Origin of the sequence: Enterococcus viikkiensis (assembly GCF_005405345.1) — a bacterium.
Classification (GTDB): domain Bacteria; phylum Bacillota; class Bacilli; order Lactobacillales; family Enterococcaceae; genus Enterococcus_A; species Enterococcus_A viikkiensis.
In genome coordinates, this window is sequence record NZ_BJDW01000002.1 from 130,681 (window position 1) to 146,077 (window position 15,397).

The following is a 15,397-nucleotide window of genomic DNA, read 5'->3' on the forward strand; positions in this document are numbered from 1 at the left end:
TATTTCAGTTTAAATTCTATTGCTTTTTCGAAATACCTTATTTGAATCCACAAAAAAATGAATCAGCTTGGGAGCCGATTCATTTTAAATCACAATCGTTTTGTTTACATAATAAATTTATGCTTCGAAAGATTGGTTTTGAAAAGCCAACTGGTCATCAAATAATTCGATAGAAACTTTCGTCTTAGGCAGCACTCGGCCAGCAATAATTTCTTTTGCTAACGGCGTCTCTACTTCCCTTGTAATGAACCGTTTCAATGGACGTGCGCCGTATTGCGGTTCATACGCTTTTTCGGCGATCCAGCTTTTCGCATCTTCTGTGATGTCTAATTGAATTTCTTGTTCCTCTAAGCGATGTGATAAATGTTGAATGATTTTTTCTACGATTCCCTTCACGTCTTCTAAGCTTAACGGCGTGAACAAAATTGTATCATCAATTCGATTCAAAAATTCTGGTTTGAAATGACCCCGTAACAAACTTAACACTTGATCCTTCGTAGTTTCTGGAATTTTTCCATCAGCAGTTACCCCGTCCAACAGTACTTGTGAACCGATATTGCTTGTCATAATTAAGACCGTATTCTTAAAGTCAACCAATCGGCCTTTCGAATCGGTCAGACGTCCATCATCCAAAACTTGTAACAAAATGTTGAAGACGTCTGGATGCGCCTTTTCGATTTCATCTAACAAAATAATCGTATACGGATTGCGACGAACAGCTTCCGTTAATTGTCCACCTTCCTCATAACCGACATAACCTGGAGGTGCTCCAACCAGCCGAGACACTGAATGTTTTTCCATATATTCACTCATATCGATCCGTACCATATGATCCTCAGAGTCGAAAAGATTTTCTGCCAAAGCTTTAGCCAGCTCCGTCTTACCAACCCCCGTAGGTCCTAAGAATAAGAAGGAGCCTAATGGACGATTAGGATCTTGCAAACCTGCCCGTGAGCGTAGTACCGCATCGCTGACAGCGTCCACTGCTTCATCTTGACCAATAACCCGTTTGTGTAGTGTGCTGTTTAAGCTTAGTAATTTTTCCCGCTCACCTTCTACCAATTTTGTGACTGGAATTCCTGTCAAACGACCGACGACTTGTGCGATCTCATTTTCGGTGACGGACTCTTGCACCATCCGAATATCATTTTGTTGATTCTTTTCTTCCAAGTCGGCCAACTCTTTTTCCAAGTTTGGAATCGTACCGTGACGAAGTACAGCCGCCCGCTCTAAATCGTAATTATTTTCCGCATCTTCCAACTCATGCTTGGCTTGGTCAATCTCTGCACGTTTATTGGAAACGACATTGACTTCTTCTTTTTCCGTTTCCCATTGCAGTTTCATCGCATTGGTTTCTTCACGTAGATCAGCTAACTCTGCCTGTAAGCTTTCTAGCCGTTTCTTGCTGGCATCGTCGCTCTCCTTCTTCAATGCCGCTTCTTCAATCTCTAACTGCATCAAACGCCGTGTCACTTGATCTAGCTCTGTTGGCATTGAATTCATTTCCACACGAATGCTAGCGCTGGCTTCATCCACCAAATCAATCGCTTTGTCTGGTAAAAAACGATCGGTAATATAGCGGTCTGATAAGGTCGCCGCTGCGACTAGCGCATTGTCATGAATATTAACCCCATGATGGATTTCAAAACGTTCCTTCAATCCCCGCAAAATACTGATCGTATCCTCAACGGTCGGTTCCTTAACTAGGACCTTTTGGAAACGACGCTCTAAGGCTTTGTCCTTTTCCATATACTGACGATATTCGTCTAAGGTAGTGGCACCGATCAAATGTAATTCCCCGCGAGCTAGCATAGGTTTCAACAAATTCCCTGCATCCATACTACCTTCGGTTTTCCCTGCGCCCACAATGTTATGAATCTCATCAATGAAAAGTAAGATTCGACCATCGGATTTTTTGACTTCTTTTAGCACAGCTTTCAAACGTTCCTCAAATTCACCGCGGAATTTCGCACCAGCGATCAATGAACCCATGTCTAATGAAAAGACAGTTTTGTCTTTCAAATTTTCCGGTACGTCTTTTCGAACGATCCGTTGGGCCAAACCTTCAACAATCGCGGTTTTACCGACACCTGGTTCACCAATCAGTACAGGATTATTTTTGGTTTTTCTTGATAGAATCCGAATCACGTCACGGATCTCTTCGTCTCGTCCAATAATTGGATCTTGCTTGCCATTTTTAACTTGTTGAACTAAATCTACGCCATATTTTTCTAAGGCTTTATACGTTTCTTCTTGGTTTTGTGAGGTCACTCGATCCCCCCCTCGCATCTCTTCAATAGTTTTTTGAACCTCTTTTTCATTTAAACCTTGTTGATTCAAATATTTCGTCAAGGAATAATTTTTTAGTTTCATTAACGCTAAAAGGACGATTTCTGTTGATAAGAAGTCATCTTGAAATTTTTCTCTCAATTTATCTGCTTCATTTAATAAGTTAAACAAATTTTGACTAAGGTTTTGACCATATTGGACATTGCCGCCATTTACCGTGGGATAAGCATCCAGCGCTTGGTCCACCTGTTGTTCAAATTGATCCACGTCGATGCCTGCATCCGTATAAAAATTACGGCCAAAATGATTCGGCTGCAAAAATACTTTCCATACGTGAGCAATATCGATCTCTTGATGATGCCGCGTCACCGCGATTTGCTGTGCTTCAGCGATTGCTTCTTGTAAAGTCGTCGTCATTTTTTCGATATTCATATTCATACCTCCGACAATTATAATCTTATACAAGAATAGTATATTCTGTTGGTCAGTAAAGGTCAAATAATTAAGCAGCCAAAAGACAAAATTAATTATTATGAAGAAAAAAGAATTAATGCTACAATTTCTTTCAAAATAGAAAGAGAGTGATTCAATGATTTCTCGTGTGATTGGATTCGAAAAAGGATTCCCGCTTTCTGAAGGAAACCATTTTGAAACATACGAAGTAATGCTTCCAAAATTAAATAAATTTGATATCGTTGTGAAAAATTTAGCAGTTTCAATTAATCCTGTTGATACGAAACTGAGACAAAGTGGCAAAGGAACGCAGCAACCCCATGTTTTAGGCTACGATAGCGTCGGTATCATCACGCAACTTGGTGATAAGGTAACACATTTACAAGTCGGTGATCGTGTTCTTTTCGCCGGTACTACACAGCGTTTTGGTAGCTATAGCGAATACCAAGTGATTGATTCCCGTCTAGTCGCAAGTTTGCCAAATGAACTCGCTACCGATGAAGCCGCCGCGATGCCTTTGACTTTTATCACTGCCTACGAAATGTTGTTTGAAAAAATGGGATTGCTTCCTGAAGAAGATCAAAATCAAGGAACAATTTTAATTATTAACGGTGCTGGTGGCGTCGGATCAGTAGCGACTCAATTAGCCAAATGGGCAGGCTTGAAAGTTATTACGACTGCTTCTCGCAAAGAGAGTAAAGATTGGTCCGAGAAGATGGGCGCTGATCATGTGATCGATCATCATAAAGATTTAACGACCCAATTAAAAAAAATCGGGGTTACACAACTTCCTTACATACTAATTCTTCATTCTACCGATCGCTATTTCACTGAAATGAGTGAACTGCTAGAGCCGTTCGGTCACCTTGGATCCATCGTTGCAGCGGATAAAGATTTGGATTTGACTGTTTTGAAAAATAAATCCGGTAGTTTTGATTGGGAATATATGTTTGCTAAGACCGATTATAACTATAAGATTGCTTCACAAGGAGCTATTTTGGAATTGTTGGTTCGCTTACTACAAGAAAAAAAAATCCACAGCACACTGACGAAGATCATCCCCGGATTTTCACCGGAGGTTTTCTACCAAGCCCATCAATTAGTGGAAGAAAATAACATGATCGGCAAATTAGTTGTTCATTATTAAAACGACTACTCCCTTCGAGAAAATTTTAGTTTGTTTACAAAGCCACCGTTTTTAATCATAAAAAAAGGAAGCCGAGAATCAGTTATCGGCTTCCTTTTTTGCTTCTTTGATTTCATGATTGATTTGCTTTTGCTTGTTAAATAGGACGTAGATCATTCCGATTAGAAACGGCAGTAGATAGGTCGCGTATCGATATAATAGCAAGGAGGACACGGCATCAACTCTACCAACGACATTTCTAAATAATAATACATAAACAAATTCAAAGCCCCCTATGCCCCCAGGAGCCGGTAAAACGCCACCAAGAATAACTGTGAAACTGATCAAAGCGACGGTCAGGAAAAAATCGATCTCAGGATAATCTTGGACTAAGATAAAATACGGTAGCAAATACCAAACGACTAATTTCCCCATATTAGAACAAATAACTCGCAGCACTGCCCTTCGATCACGAATAAACGTTTTAATCGCTCCTCGCAGAGAATAAATTTGTGCGTTTAGTCGATCAACACCATCTCGTAATTTTTGCCGCTTTAAGAAACGATTACAAATAATTACAAAAAATACTTGTGCATTGATATTCAAACTTAAGATCAGCAAGGTGGAAATAATTAATAAAGTCACGCCAATTCCTGCAAACACTAAAAAAATACCGTTGGAAATATGCGCTTGGATCGCATCGCTCTTCACCATTAAAAAAACTAACGCCCAAACCATCAAGGCGATTTTATAAGTAATCATCCGCAGGGCGCTAGTTCCCGTACCTTCGGAATATTTTAGCCCTTTTTTGTGGTAATAGATCACCTCGGAAAAGATTGATCCGGTGCCAAAGGTAACCACGCGATAAAAAGTCGAATACGCTGAAGCAAAAAAACCATCCAGAATCGTGAATTTCGGTTGAAACTCACCGGCGATCGTCTTGATTGTATAGCCTTCAATAATTTGACTAATCAGTCCAAAAGCAGTCACACCTAATAGCACCGGTAAAGATGTTTTTCCTAATTCTGTAAATATTTCACCTAAAGAATCGCGAATTACGAAAACAATGATCCCAATCATCACGACAAACAACAAAATATTTAGAATCAGCTTTCGATTTATGGAAGATTTCATTTCTCAGCCTCAATTTCTATTTATTGTTCTAGCCTACCATAAAGAAACACGCAAAAAAAGAAAAAGCTTTAAGCATAAGCTCAAAGCTTTTTCTCTCAATATCAAAAAGATTATTTTCCGTTGTTCTCAACGATCTTAACAATCACGTCAACGGCTTTTTCCATTGTTTGTAATGACACAAACTCAAAGCGTCCGTGCATATTTTCAGCACCGGCAAAAATATTTGGTGTAGGAATTCCCATGAATGAGATTTTAGAGCCATCAGTCCCACCACGAATTGGTTCGATGATTGGAGTGATACCTACTTCTTCCATCGCGCCCTTCGCAAGTTCGATTACGCTCATATCTTTTTTGATAATTTCGCCCATGTTGTAGTATTGGTCGTACATATTAATTTCAACACGTTCTTGATCGAATTGGCTATTCATTTTATTTTGAAGATCAGTAATCATTTGTTTACGTTCTTCGAATTTATCATGATCATGGTCACGAATAATGTAAGTCATCTTCGCTTCTTCTACATTGCCGTCTAACGCTAATAAATGGAAGAATCCTTCACGGCCATCCGTTTTTTCAGGACGGTCGCCTTCTGGTAATTGATTATGGAAATCAATCGCCATTTGCAATGCGTTAATCATCGTATTTTTCGCTGTTCCTGGGTGAACATTTTTACCGTGCATCGTGATTTCAGCTTGAGCAGCACTGAAGGTTTCATATTGTAATTCACCGATTGGGCCGCCATCCATTGTGTAGGCAAAATCAGTATTGAATTCTTTCACGTCAAACTTGTCTGCGCCGATTCCGATTTCTTCATCGGGACCGAAGCCGACACGAACTTCTCCATGTTTGATTTCTGGATGGTTAATCAAATATTCCATCGCTGTCATGATCTCAGCGATCCCTGATTTGTCATCTGAACCAAGTAATGTAGAGCCGTCAGTTGTGATCAATGTTTGATCTTTATAATTTTTTAAGTTAGGAAAATCTTTGACATTCAATGTATATTTTCCGTCAGCGTCTAATTTAATCGTTGATTCGCCATCATATTTTTCAACAATTTGTGGATTCACGCCTTCAGCGTTAAAGTCAGCAGTATCCATGTGAGAGATAAAACCGATCGTCCGTGCCTCTTTGTCAGTATTGCTTGGCAAAGTAGCGATCACATAGCCGTTCTTTTCATTGTAGGTAATCTCTTTCATACCGATTTCTTCAAGCTCTTTCATCAGCTCGTGAGCAAAAGCTACCTGAGTTTGGGTTGAAGGTGTTGTGGTGCTTGTCGCATCAGAACGAGTTTCTGTTTTTACATAGTGTAAAAAACGTGGTAATAAATTTTCGTACATCTTACTCTCTCCTTTAATGCTATTTTATTTAAATGAAAAGGGATTGGTAGACGTCTCAGACACAAAGAAATCGACGTTCCAGTCTTCTTCATTTTTCCATTGGTTAAACAGAGCCACCATTTTTTCTTTACAGAGTGACTCGATATAATGTCCCGGATCAATCACAAGCATCCCTGTTTCTTGCATATCGTGGGCAGTGTGGTAATACACGTCTCCGGTAATATAAACGTCCGCCTTCGCTGCTAGCGCATCACGATAAAATTTCTCACCGCTACCGCCGCAGATGGCTACACGTTTGATACTTTCTTTTGATTGATGAGGATAAACGACTCGTAATCCTTCCAAATTAAAAACTTGCTTCACTTTCGCGATAAACGCTTCAGTAGGCATAGCCGCTTTTAATTCTCCAACTCGGCCAATGCCGAAGTTTTCAGCCAAATTATCAAGTGAATAAATATCATAAGCTGGCTCCTCGTAAGGATGAGCCGCAAGCATTGCTGCCACTACGGTTACTTGCTTCATCTCTGGGAAAATCACTTCGATCTTACTTTCTTGCACTTGTTCCGGTGTATTAGCAGCGCCGATTGTTGGATTTGCTTGCTCATTGGGCGTGAAACGTCCTGTACCATTCACGGTAAAAGAAGTTCCTTGGTAATTGCCCTGCTGGCCAGCACCGGCTTCAGCCAAAGCCGCTCGTAGTTTCTTTGCATCAGCTTGAGGGACGTAGACAGCTAATTTTTTCATTTTAACCGTATGGGTATGGATCAGATAATTGGTATCAACAACCCCCAACAGTTCGCAAAACCAATCATTCAACCCATTATGAATAATGTCCATATTGGTATGCGCTGCAAAAACTGCGATATCATGCTTGATCAAATCTGCGTACATCTTCGTTTGTACATCCTCTGTTGTCAATCGTGACACTGGACGAAAAATCGGCGGATGCTTGACGATCAATAAGTCAATCTTTTTTTCGATGGCTTCGGCTACAACATTGGGACGAACGTCCAAGCTCATCATGATCCGTTTGACTTCTTTATTCAAGGTGCCGATATGCAAACCAACCGGATCGCCATCTTCTGCTAACCATTCTGGACAATACTTATTGAAGCGTTGGATAAATTCATTTCCCTGCATCTGCAAGTACCTCCTTGATCCATTCGATTTCTTGACTGACTGCTTGAATCTTATCTACCACATCTTGGCCGCTTTGATGCAGGCTAGCTAAGATTCTTTCACTTTTTGCTAATTTGTGTTGCCATTTTTCGATAAAAATCGGACTGTGCTCTTGTAACAAAATGGGCCCGAAAAAAAGTTCTTTCTCTGTATACTTCGGTATGGATGAGGCTTTTTCCGCCGCTAGAACTTCATAGATTTTATGATTTTCAGCAACGATTGCTTCCTCGGTAATTTTATAACCCTCAGCGACTAACCAATGACGCAATTGCTGCTCACCAACGTTTGGTTGTAGGATTAAGCGTTCCTTGCCAGACAACCGATTTTTTTCTTTGCCTCGCTGCAAGATATCGCGAATCAATACGCCCCCCATACCGCAAATTGTTATAGCAGAAATTTCATCCGCCAATTCAACTGCTTCTAATCCATCGGCTAGGCGAACATCGATCTTCTTTTCTAAACCATTTTTTGCGACTTGCTTTTGTGCAGATTTAAAGGGTCCCAACACGACTTCGCCGGCGATCCCATAAGAAATTTTATTTTGCAACATCAAGGCCACAGGCAAATACGCGTGATCCGACCCTATGTCGGCTAAGCGGGCGCCTTGTGGGACATATTCTGCTGCTTTTTGTAGACGAATTGATAAATCTTTCGCGTTCATTTTTTCACATCCTAAACTTTATTATAACACTCCTTAAAAAAAGCGCCCTAAAAAAGAGCTGAATGACAGCGCTTTTTAATAGGGCGTTTGTTTTTTTCTAAGAAAAATTTCTTTTTTTAACCATTTCGGCGATTTTCGCCAATCACCCAAATCTCTTGACTCAGATAGCGTATCCGCTCCATGATCCGTTTTGCCTTCAAAGGTTCTTCATCGCCGCGTTGCGTGACGGATAAATGTTTTTCCAGCTGATCCATATTGAAGTTTGATGAAAAGAATGTTGGTAATTGTTCTTGCATACGATGCTGCAGAATAACACCTAACACTTCATCGCGAATCCAGGCGCTCATTGAATCTGCCCCGATATCATCAATCATTAAAATCGGCGAACGTTTGACTTCATCCAATTTTGGGCCGACCTTATCATTTGAGATTGCTTGTTTCATTTCGCCAGCAAAGGTTGGAAAATGCAGTAAAGTTGTTTCAAATCCCTTGACCGCCAATTCATGAGCCACCGCACCCAGTAAATAGGTTTTGCCTACACCAAAATCACCAACAAGGAATAGCGCCTTATGAAAGGCTTTGGGGCTGCTCTCGTATTGATTAATGAAGTCCAATGACGCTTCTAACGCCTCACTGCGACCGGAAGTGACTTCAAAGGTGCGAATAGAGGCTTTGCGAATATCCTTGGGCATGTCTAAAGAATTGACTCGATTACGAATCTCCTCTTCTCGTTTCAGTCGTAACAGCTCATCTGTTGGTACATACGTCACATCGATGAAGTGGAAATTCAAGCTCAACTGCGGTTCATAGCCTGGTGCAATCATGCTTGGATCGCCGGCTAAATATTTTTTCTTTTCTTGTACAAATTCATAGAGCTTGGCGAAAGATTTTTCGATGTCTGCCTGCGATAGCTTCTCTTTATGGTTTTCTATAAAATCGCGAACATCCGTATCAGCTAAGACTTCTTCCATCATTTGACGATAACGACCATCGACACCACGACTTTTAATGATGCGATTTAATTCTTTTCCTACATCTTCCACTAGTCATCACCTTCTTTACTTAGATATTCCGCCAATTTGCGATTCAATTCCGCCTCTTTTTCAGGACTAAGCTTAGTTTCTTTCGGCGGTTGTTTAATGTGTTCCGGTAAAGCTTCCTTACGCCCAGTTCCGCGTTTTTGATAGTTCGGTCGGCTTGGCTGTGTTTTCCGTACCAGCTTTTGATTATTGTCTCGAACATGGGCAATTGCCGCTTCCGGAGTCGTAATCTTTTTTTGAGCCCAATCGTTAGCGATTGCATTTAAATAATTCGCATTGATCACCGCTTGATTTTGAATTACTAAAATATAATTGACAATAATATTAATGACGCTTTTCGGTAATAAATTACGGCCAATCAATTCTTCTAGCAACCGAACTTCCGTGTTGGTCTCATAACCACCTTTTTCCCGTTTAATGGCGCGTAAAAAGGTCACCGGTGGAATTTTTTTACTTTGATTAATAATTTCCCGTTCTTGCTGAGAAAAATTAGCACTACTGTCTGCCGGCTCTTGTTCCACTGATTTTACAGCAGTGATAACTGGACGCTTTTCTTTATTCAATAGTTGACGCAAATAATTAAAATTCAAGCCTTTTTTTTCACCAGCCGATGCTTTTGCCACGTATTCAGCCAGATCCAATTCATTCAGACCATAAAGCGTATAAAATGTCTGAAGTTTCTCTCGTTCCTCAAGGGTGATAAACAGATTGAAACGTTTCAATTGCTGTGTAAACAGTGTCCAATCGAAGTCTTCCTTTTCTGCAAAATTTTCCGCCGTTTGGTCTAACACATCACTATGGCTGGCAAAAGCCGATTCATCGAGTCGATAAATATCGCGAAAGCGTTTTGTGATATTTCGAGCCTTTTGTTTATCCATGATTACTGGTTTGAAACGATTGACTAATCGTTCATACCGCCGGCTGCCTACCTTATCCATCAAAAGAAAAGACATCAATGGATCTTGAAAAAATTTATCAGGTGCTAAGGGTACCCGCAGCTGATAAAGCAAGTTCATACCGATTTCTTGATCTTCCTTTTGATACGTCTCCAACAGCCCAATGCCTTCTAGTTTGTGGCGGGCTTTGACTACGTTCATTAAACCTGTATCAAGAGCCGCCAATAAATCAGTGTGCATCAGGCTAGGGCTTTTCCCTTCCAACATTAAATCGCTGACTAAATTTAAGTATAGGCTTAAAGCACTGCTACCAATGATTGGTTGATAGAGGTACAGTAGCGCATTTTGTTTACTCTGATCCAATTGTGGCTCACCGTAAACCGTATAAAAGGTATTGGGTTTAAGTTCATCTGCCACTAAAAAAGCCTCCCTATTCTTCGTCCGGCGTCTTCGCTTTATCGACGATTTCTTGTAATTCTTTCAAGAAGACAGACATATCCTTGAACTGGCGGTACACACTCGCAAAGCGAATATACGCAATCTCATCCACGTCCATTAAGTCTTCCATGACGAATTCTCCGATTTGGCTCGTTAGGACTTCATTTTCTCCCATACTGCGAACGCGGTTTTCTACTCGATCCACGATTTGCTCCATTTGTTCCATCGCCACAGGTCTTTTTTCAGCGGAACGGATCAGTCCCCGTAAAATTTTATCGCGACTAAATTCTTCCCGGTCGCCATTGCGTTTAACTACTAATAGCGGTGCTGCTTCGATCCGTTCAAAGGTTGTAAAACGAAAGCCACAGCTTTCACATTCTCTGCGTCGGCGAATCGCTCGTCCGTCGTCAGTTTGGCGGCTATCAATCACTCGAGAATTATTATGATTACATCTAGGACAACGCATCCCTTCACCCCACTCTTTCATTCTTTTTTCTATTTTATTCTTTGTAATCAGCCATTTGCTGAATCATTTATTCTGTTATCTGAAAACTGCTTTAAGCGGTTAATAAATAATGCAAAATCCTTTATATAACATGAGTTTACCATAACCAGCCAGCTAAAAAAAGCGTCGTAACGCTACGACGCCGAAAACTTTAAGAAACAAAATTATTTTCTTTCAACCACTTTCTGACTTGTTCTTGTGTTTTTTCTACTGACTGGCAATTATCAAATACAATATCTCCTCGACTTTTCTTTTCTTCTAACGAAAGTTGACTATTGATCCGGTTTAAAGCTTCCGATTGATCATAGCCGTCACGGTTCATGAGACGCTGTAATTGAATATCTGATGTCACATAAACTACGGCTATCGCATCCATCAAGCCTTCATAATGTCCTTCAAAAAGCAGCGGTAGATCGACGATGACTAGAGCTGATTGGCCTTTCGCTTCTTCCACCTGCAGGTTGATTGCGCTGCGGATAAAAGGATCTAGGATTTGATTCAGCTGCTGACGTTTCTTTTCATCCGAAAAAATAATTTGACCTAGTTTCTTTCGATCCAGTTGACCATCCTTTTGTAAAATTTCCAAGCCAAAAGTTGTTGTCAGCGCCTTTAAGCCAGCAGTATTGGGTTCAACGACCTCTCGCGCCACAACGTCACCATCGACAATCGGAAAGCCCGCCTTACGAAAGACCTCTACCACGGTTGATTTTCCACTCGCGATACCACCGGTTATTCCTAATACATAGCTCATCTTTATACCTTCTTTACTTTCTGACAGTGAGGGCATAGATGCGTTCCTCGTTGTGCGACTTTTATTTTGATAATTGCCGTTCCGCAGCGAGGGCACGGTTTTCCCGTCTGTCCGTAGACATGCAACTCCTGTTGAAAATGTCCCGCTTCTCCTAAGGCATTCAAGTAGGTTCTTATTGTTGTTCCGCCAGCTTCCTTTGCTTTGGCAATGACTTCGATGATGGCTTCCCGTAATTTTTTTACGGCTTGGGGGCTCAAAGAATTCGCCGGTTGTTCCGGATGGATTTTCGCTAACCACAATACTTCATCCACATAAATATTTCCTAAACCTGCTACAACTTTTTGATTTAACAATAACGGCTTAATCATAGTCGATGATTTTTTCAACTGCTCTTTAAAATCCGCTAATGAAAACTCTTCATCTGTTGGTTCTGGTCCCAACTGTAGCAGTCCTTTATACTGCTTCGCACCACCTTTTTTTAATAAGGCGATCCGACCAAATTTTCGGACATCATGATAGACTAATTCTGATCCATCGGTAAAAATAAAGCGAACATGGCTATGCTTATCTAACGGTTTTGCAACTGAAAAGTATTCGTACTTGCCTTCCATTCGCAAATGAGACACCATTTCGTAATGGGATAATTGAAAAATCAAATATTTTCCACGGCGCTCCACGTCTTCAATCGTTTCACCGATCATTTGTTGTTGGAATGTTTCCACTTCCGGCATTTCAATGATTCGTGGCCAATAAACATCGACTTTTGCAATCGTCTTGCCTTTAACTAAAGAGATTAATCCTTTTCTAACTGTTTCCACTTCTGGTAATTCAGGCATTCCTTTTCCTCCCTGATATCATTAAAAGAAGAAGCTGGAATCTCTCCCAGCCTCCGCTTATTTTGCTTCGTACCAAGTTTTGCCCCAATTGCTATCAGTTAGCAACGGCACATCTAATTGGACGGTATTTTCCATCACTTCTTTGACTAATTGATCTAATTGCTCCAATTCACTTTCTGGCACTTCAAAGACCAATTCATCGTGTACTTGCAACAGCATCGTTGCTTGCAGTTTTTCCGCTTCCAAACGCTTCGCCATCTCAATCATTGCGAGCTTCAAAATATCTGCCGCACTGCCTTGAATGGGTGTGTTAATCGCGGTCCGCTCCGCAAAAGAACGCAAATTAAAATTCCGAGCATTGATGTCTGGTAAATAGCGACGACGATTATACAGTGTTGCAGCATACCCTTTATCTTTTGCTTCACGAACGCTTTCTTCCATATAACGTTTTACGTCTGGATAATTTTCAAAATACGTGTCAATGTATTCTTGGGCAGCCTTTCGAGTAATGCCAAGGTTTTGCGATAACCCGTAGTCAGAGATACCATAAACAATTCCGAAATTCACCGCTTTCGCATTGCGTCGCATGTTGGGCGTAACTTCAGCTTCTGAGACATTAAAGACCCGCATCGCGGTACTGGTGTGAATATCCATCCCATCTCGGAAAGCCTGTTTCAGATGCTCATCCCCAGATATATGGGCCAACACACGTAATTCGATTTGTGAATAATCGGAAGAATAAATTAACCAGTTTTCAGCTCGTGGCACAAAAGCTTGCCGAATTTTACGACCTTCTTCTAAGCGAATTGGTATATTTTGTAAATTCGGATCAACTGAACTTAAGCGGCCCGTTTGAGTCAAAGTTTGGATGTAGCGGGTATGGATTTTATTATCGCTTTGAATCACCTTCAAAAGTCCTTCAACATAGGTCGATTGGATTTTTGCTAGCTGACGATAATCCAAAATATGCTCCACGATTGGTGCTTGCTCCCGAAGTTGTTCTAACACATCGACAGCCGTCGAATAGCCCGTCTTGGTTTTCTTGATTACAGGTAGTTGCATTTTCTCAAATAAAATCACACCCAGCTGTTTCGGTGAATTAATATTAAATTCTTCCCCGGCATCTTGATAGATTTTTTCTTCGATGTCTTGCAGTCGTTTGGAGAATTCTCCTCGCATATTTTGCAACCGTTGCGCATCCACGGTAATTCCAGCAATCTCCATCTCAGCTAAAATTCGCGATAAGGGCAATTCCATTTGATAAAACAATTTGTCTTGCTGCTTTTCTTCTAATTCTTTTTCTAATTTTCCACTAAGGAATTGAATCGCTTTGATCTTACGAGCCAAGTGTCCGAAGAATACCTCTTCGTCCTCCGGCAAACCCTTTTTAACCCCTTTGCCGTAAACTTGCTCATCGGTTTGAATCTCGGTATAGCCATAATATTGAGCCACGCCAGCGATGTCATTGCTGTTGTCATTCGTATCTAGCAAATAGGCTGCTAAGAGAACATCAAAATTGATTCCTTCCGTTTTGCCAACATACCGATTCAACGCGACATATGTCCGTTTCGCATCGTAAACTTTTTTTCCATCCGCTTTTGCTAACCAATTCTTAAACGCTGCATTTTCAAAAAGCTCCAACTCAGTCGTCACATAAATTTTCTCTTTATTGCCCCAAGCAACTCCCACAATGTCAGATAGATGGTAATTGTCATCCAGCATCTCAACATACAAAGCGGAATCAGCCGCAAACATCTCTTCATTGAAGCTATTAACAACTTCAAAATGAATATCTTCTAGCTCCACGTCCTCTTCTTCCACATTCAGCTTACTTAAAAAGCCTTTGAAATCCATTTCCTTGAAGAACGGGATCAATTTATCCAAGTCTTTTCCGTTATACACCAGTTCATCAATCGAAATTTCGACTGGCGCATCCACTTTGATGGTGGCCAATTCTTTAGAAAGAAACGCTTGATCCTTGTCATTAATCAAATTTTCTTTCATTTTACTTTTTTTCAGCTCATCGATATGTTCGTATACCCCTTCGACACTGCCAAATTGTTTCAATAATTTAATCGCAGTCTTCTCTCCGACTTTGGTCACACCAGGATAGTTATCCGAGGTATCGCCGGCTAGACCTTTCATATCGATGATTTGATTCGGAGTTAAACCATCATATTTTTCGGCCACATGATCAGGCGTGTAAGATTCAATCTCACTAACGCCTTTGACGGTAATGTCAACTTTAACTTTGTCCGTCGCTAATTGCGTCAAATCTCGATCTCCAGATAAGACGACTACTTCAAAGCCTGCTTCTTCCCCTCGATGCGCCAATGTTCCGATGATATCATCTGCTTCGTAATTATCTAATTCGTAATGTTTCACGCCGAGCCCAACTAACAGCTCACGTAAATACGGCATCTGCTCACGAAATTCTCCTGGAGTCTTTGAACGTCCACCTTTATAATCTGAATACATCGCTGTTCGAAATGTCGTATTGCCCGCATCAAAAGCCACTAACACATGGGTTGGTTTTTCACGATCCATCACATTTTCAAACATATTGTTAAATGCATAGATGGCATTCGTGTGAAGACCATTTTTATTTTTGAAACGTTCCAAAGAATTATGCAAGGCAAAAAAAGCTCGGAAAGCTACACTGTTTCCGTCAACTAGTAATAATTTCTTTTCACTCATATACTCGACCTCTACTTCGTTTTAGTGGATTTATTTTTCATAAAAAAATAAT

The 15,397-nt window shown here is 40.7% G+C and carries 12 protein-coding genes; 1 reads left to right on the forward strand and 11 read right to left on the reverse strand.

Annotation, left to right across the window (positions count from 1 at the left end; translation table 11 throughout):
• Positions 1-117 precede the first annotated feature (117 nt).
• Positions 118-2,721 carry an ATP-dependent chaperone ClpB gene (clpB, locus tag FFM67_RS01975; protein WP_137612999.1) on the reverse strand — a complete coding sequence of 868 codons (2,604 nt, stop codon included), beginning with the start codon at positions 2,719-2,721 and terminating at the stop codon, positions 118-120.
• Between the two features lie 157 nt (positions 2,722-2,878).
• On the opposite strand from clpB, the gene FFM67_RS01980 reads away from it, so the two are divergent.
• Positions 2,879-3,889 carry a zinc-binding alcohol dehydrogenase family protein gene (locus FFM67_RS01980; protein WP_137613000.1) on the forward strand — a complete coding sequence of 337 codons (1,011 nt, stop codon included), beginning with the start codon at positions 2,879-2,881 and terminating at the stop codon, positions 3,887-3,889.
• 78 nt (positions 3,890-3,967) lie between these two features.
• Here the strand turns inward: FFM67_RS01980 and FFM67_RS01985 are convergent, their stop codons facing one another.
• The 10 genes from FFM67_RS01985 to polA form a co-directional block, all read right to left on the reverse strand.
• Positions 3,968-5,002: a lysylphosphatidylglycerol synthase transmembrane domain-containing protein gene (locus FFM67_RS01985; protein ID WP_137613001.1), complete on the reverse strand. Its 1,035-nt coding sequence runs from the start codon at positions 5,000-5,002 to the stop codon at positions 3,968-3,970.
• A gap of 110 nt (positions 5,003-5,112) precedes the next feature.
• Positions 5,113-6,342, reverse strand: coding sequence for a peptidase T (gene pepT / locus FFM67_RS01990; protein ID WP_137613002.1), 1,230 nt, complete (start codon positions 6,340-6,342; stop codon positions 5,113-5,115).
• 24 nt (positions 6,343-6,366) lie between these two features.
• Complete coding sequence (locus FFM67_RS01995) at positions 6,367-7,488, reverse strand: Nif3-like dinuclear metal center hexameric protein (RefSeq protein ID WP_371851557.1); 1,122 nt, start codon at positions 7,486-7,488, stop codon at positions 6,367-6,369.
• On the reverse strand, positions 7,469-8,182 hold the full coding sequence (locus tag FFM67_RS02000) for a tRNA (adenine(22)-N(1))-methyltransferase (RefSeq protein WP_137613004.1): 714 nt from the start codon (positions 8,180-8,182) through the stop codon (positions 7,469-7,471). The genes FFM67_RS01995 and FFM67_RS02000 overlap by 20 nt, the downstream gene beginning before the upstream one ends.
• Before the next feature lie 116 nt (positions 8,183-8,298).
• Positions 8,299-9,225: a primosomal protein DnaI gene (gene dnaI, locus FFM67_RS02005; protein WP_137613005.1), complete on the reverse strand. Its 927-nt coding sequence runs from the start codon at positions 9,223-9,225 to the stop codon at positions 8,299-8,301.
• Entirely contained in the window at positions 9,225-10,535 is a 1,311-nt protein-coding gene (locus FFM67_RS02010; protein ID WP_137613006.1) for a DnaD domain protein, read from the reverse strand. Before FFM67_RS02010 ends, dnaI begins: the two co-directional genes overlap by 1 nt.
• A 13-nt stretch (positions 10,536-10,548) precedes the next feature.
• The gene (gene nrdR, locus FFM67_RS02015) at positions 10,549-11,022 is read right to left on the reverse strand and encodes a transcriptional regulator NrdR (protein WP_137613064.1); all 474 of its coding nucleotides are present in this window, start codon (positions 11,020-11,022) and stop codon (positions 10,549-10,551) included.
• A 190-nt stretch (positions 11,023-11,212) separates the two neighbouring features.
• Complete coding sequence (coaE, locus tag FFM67_RS02020) at positions 11,213-11,848, reverse strand: dephospho-CoA kinase (RefSeq protein ID WP_174784452.1); 636 nt, start codon at positions 11,846-11,848, stop codon at positions 11,213-11,215.
• Positions 11,815-12,648: a DNA-formamidopyrimidine glycosylase gene (gene mutM / locus FFM67_RS02025; protein ID WP_137613008.1), complete on the reverse strand. Its 834-nt coding sequence runs from the start codon at positions 12,646-12,648 to the stop codon at positions 11,815-11,817. The genes coaE and mutM overlap by 34 nt, the downstream gene beginning before the upstream one ends.
• A 57-nt stretch (positions 12,649-12,705) precedes the next feature.
• Positions 12,706-15,345: a DNA polymerase I gene (gene polA, locus FFM67_RS02030; protein ID WP_137613009.1), complete on the reverse strand. Its 2,640-nt coding sequence runs from the start codon at positions 15,343-15,345 to the stop codon at positions 12,706-12,708.
• Between the last annotated feature and the right edge of the window lie 52 nt (positions 15,346-15,397).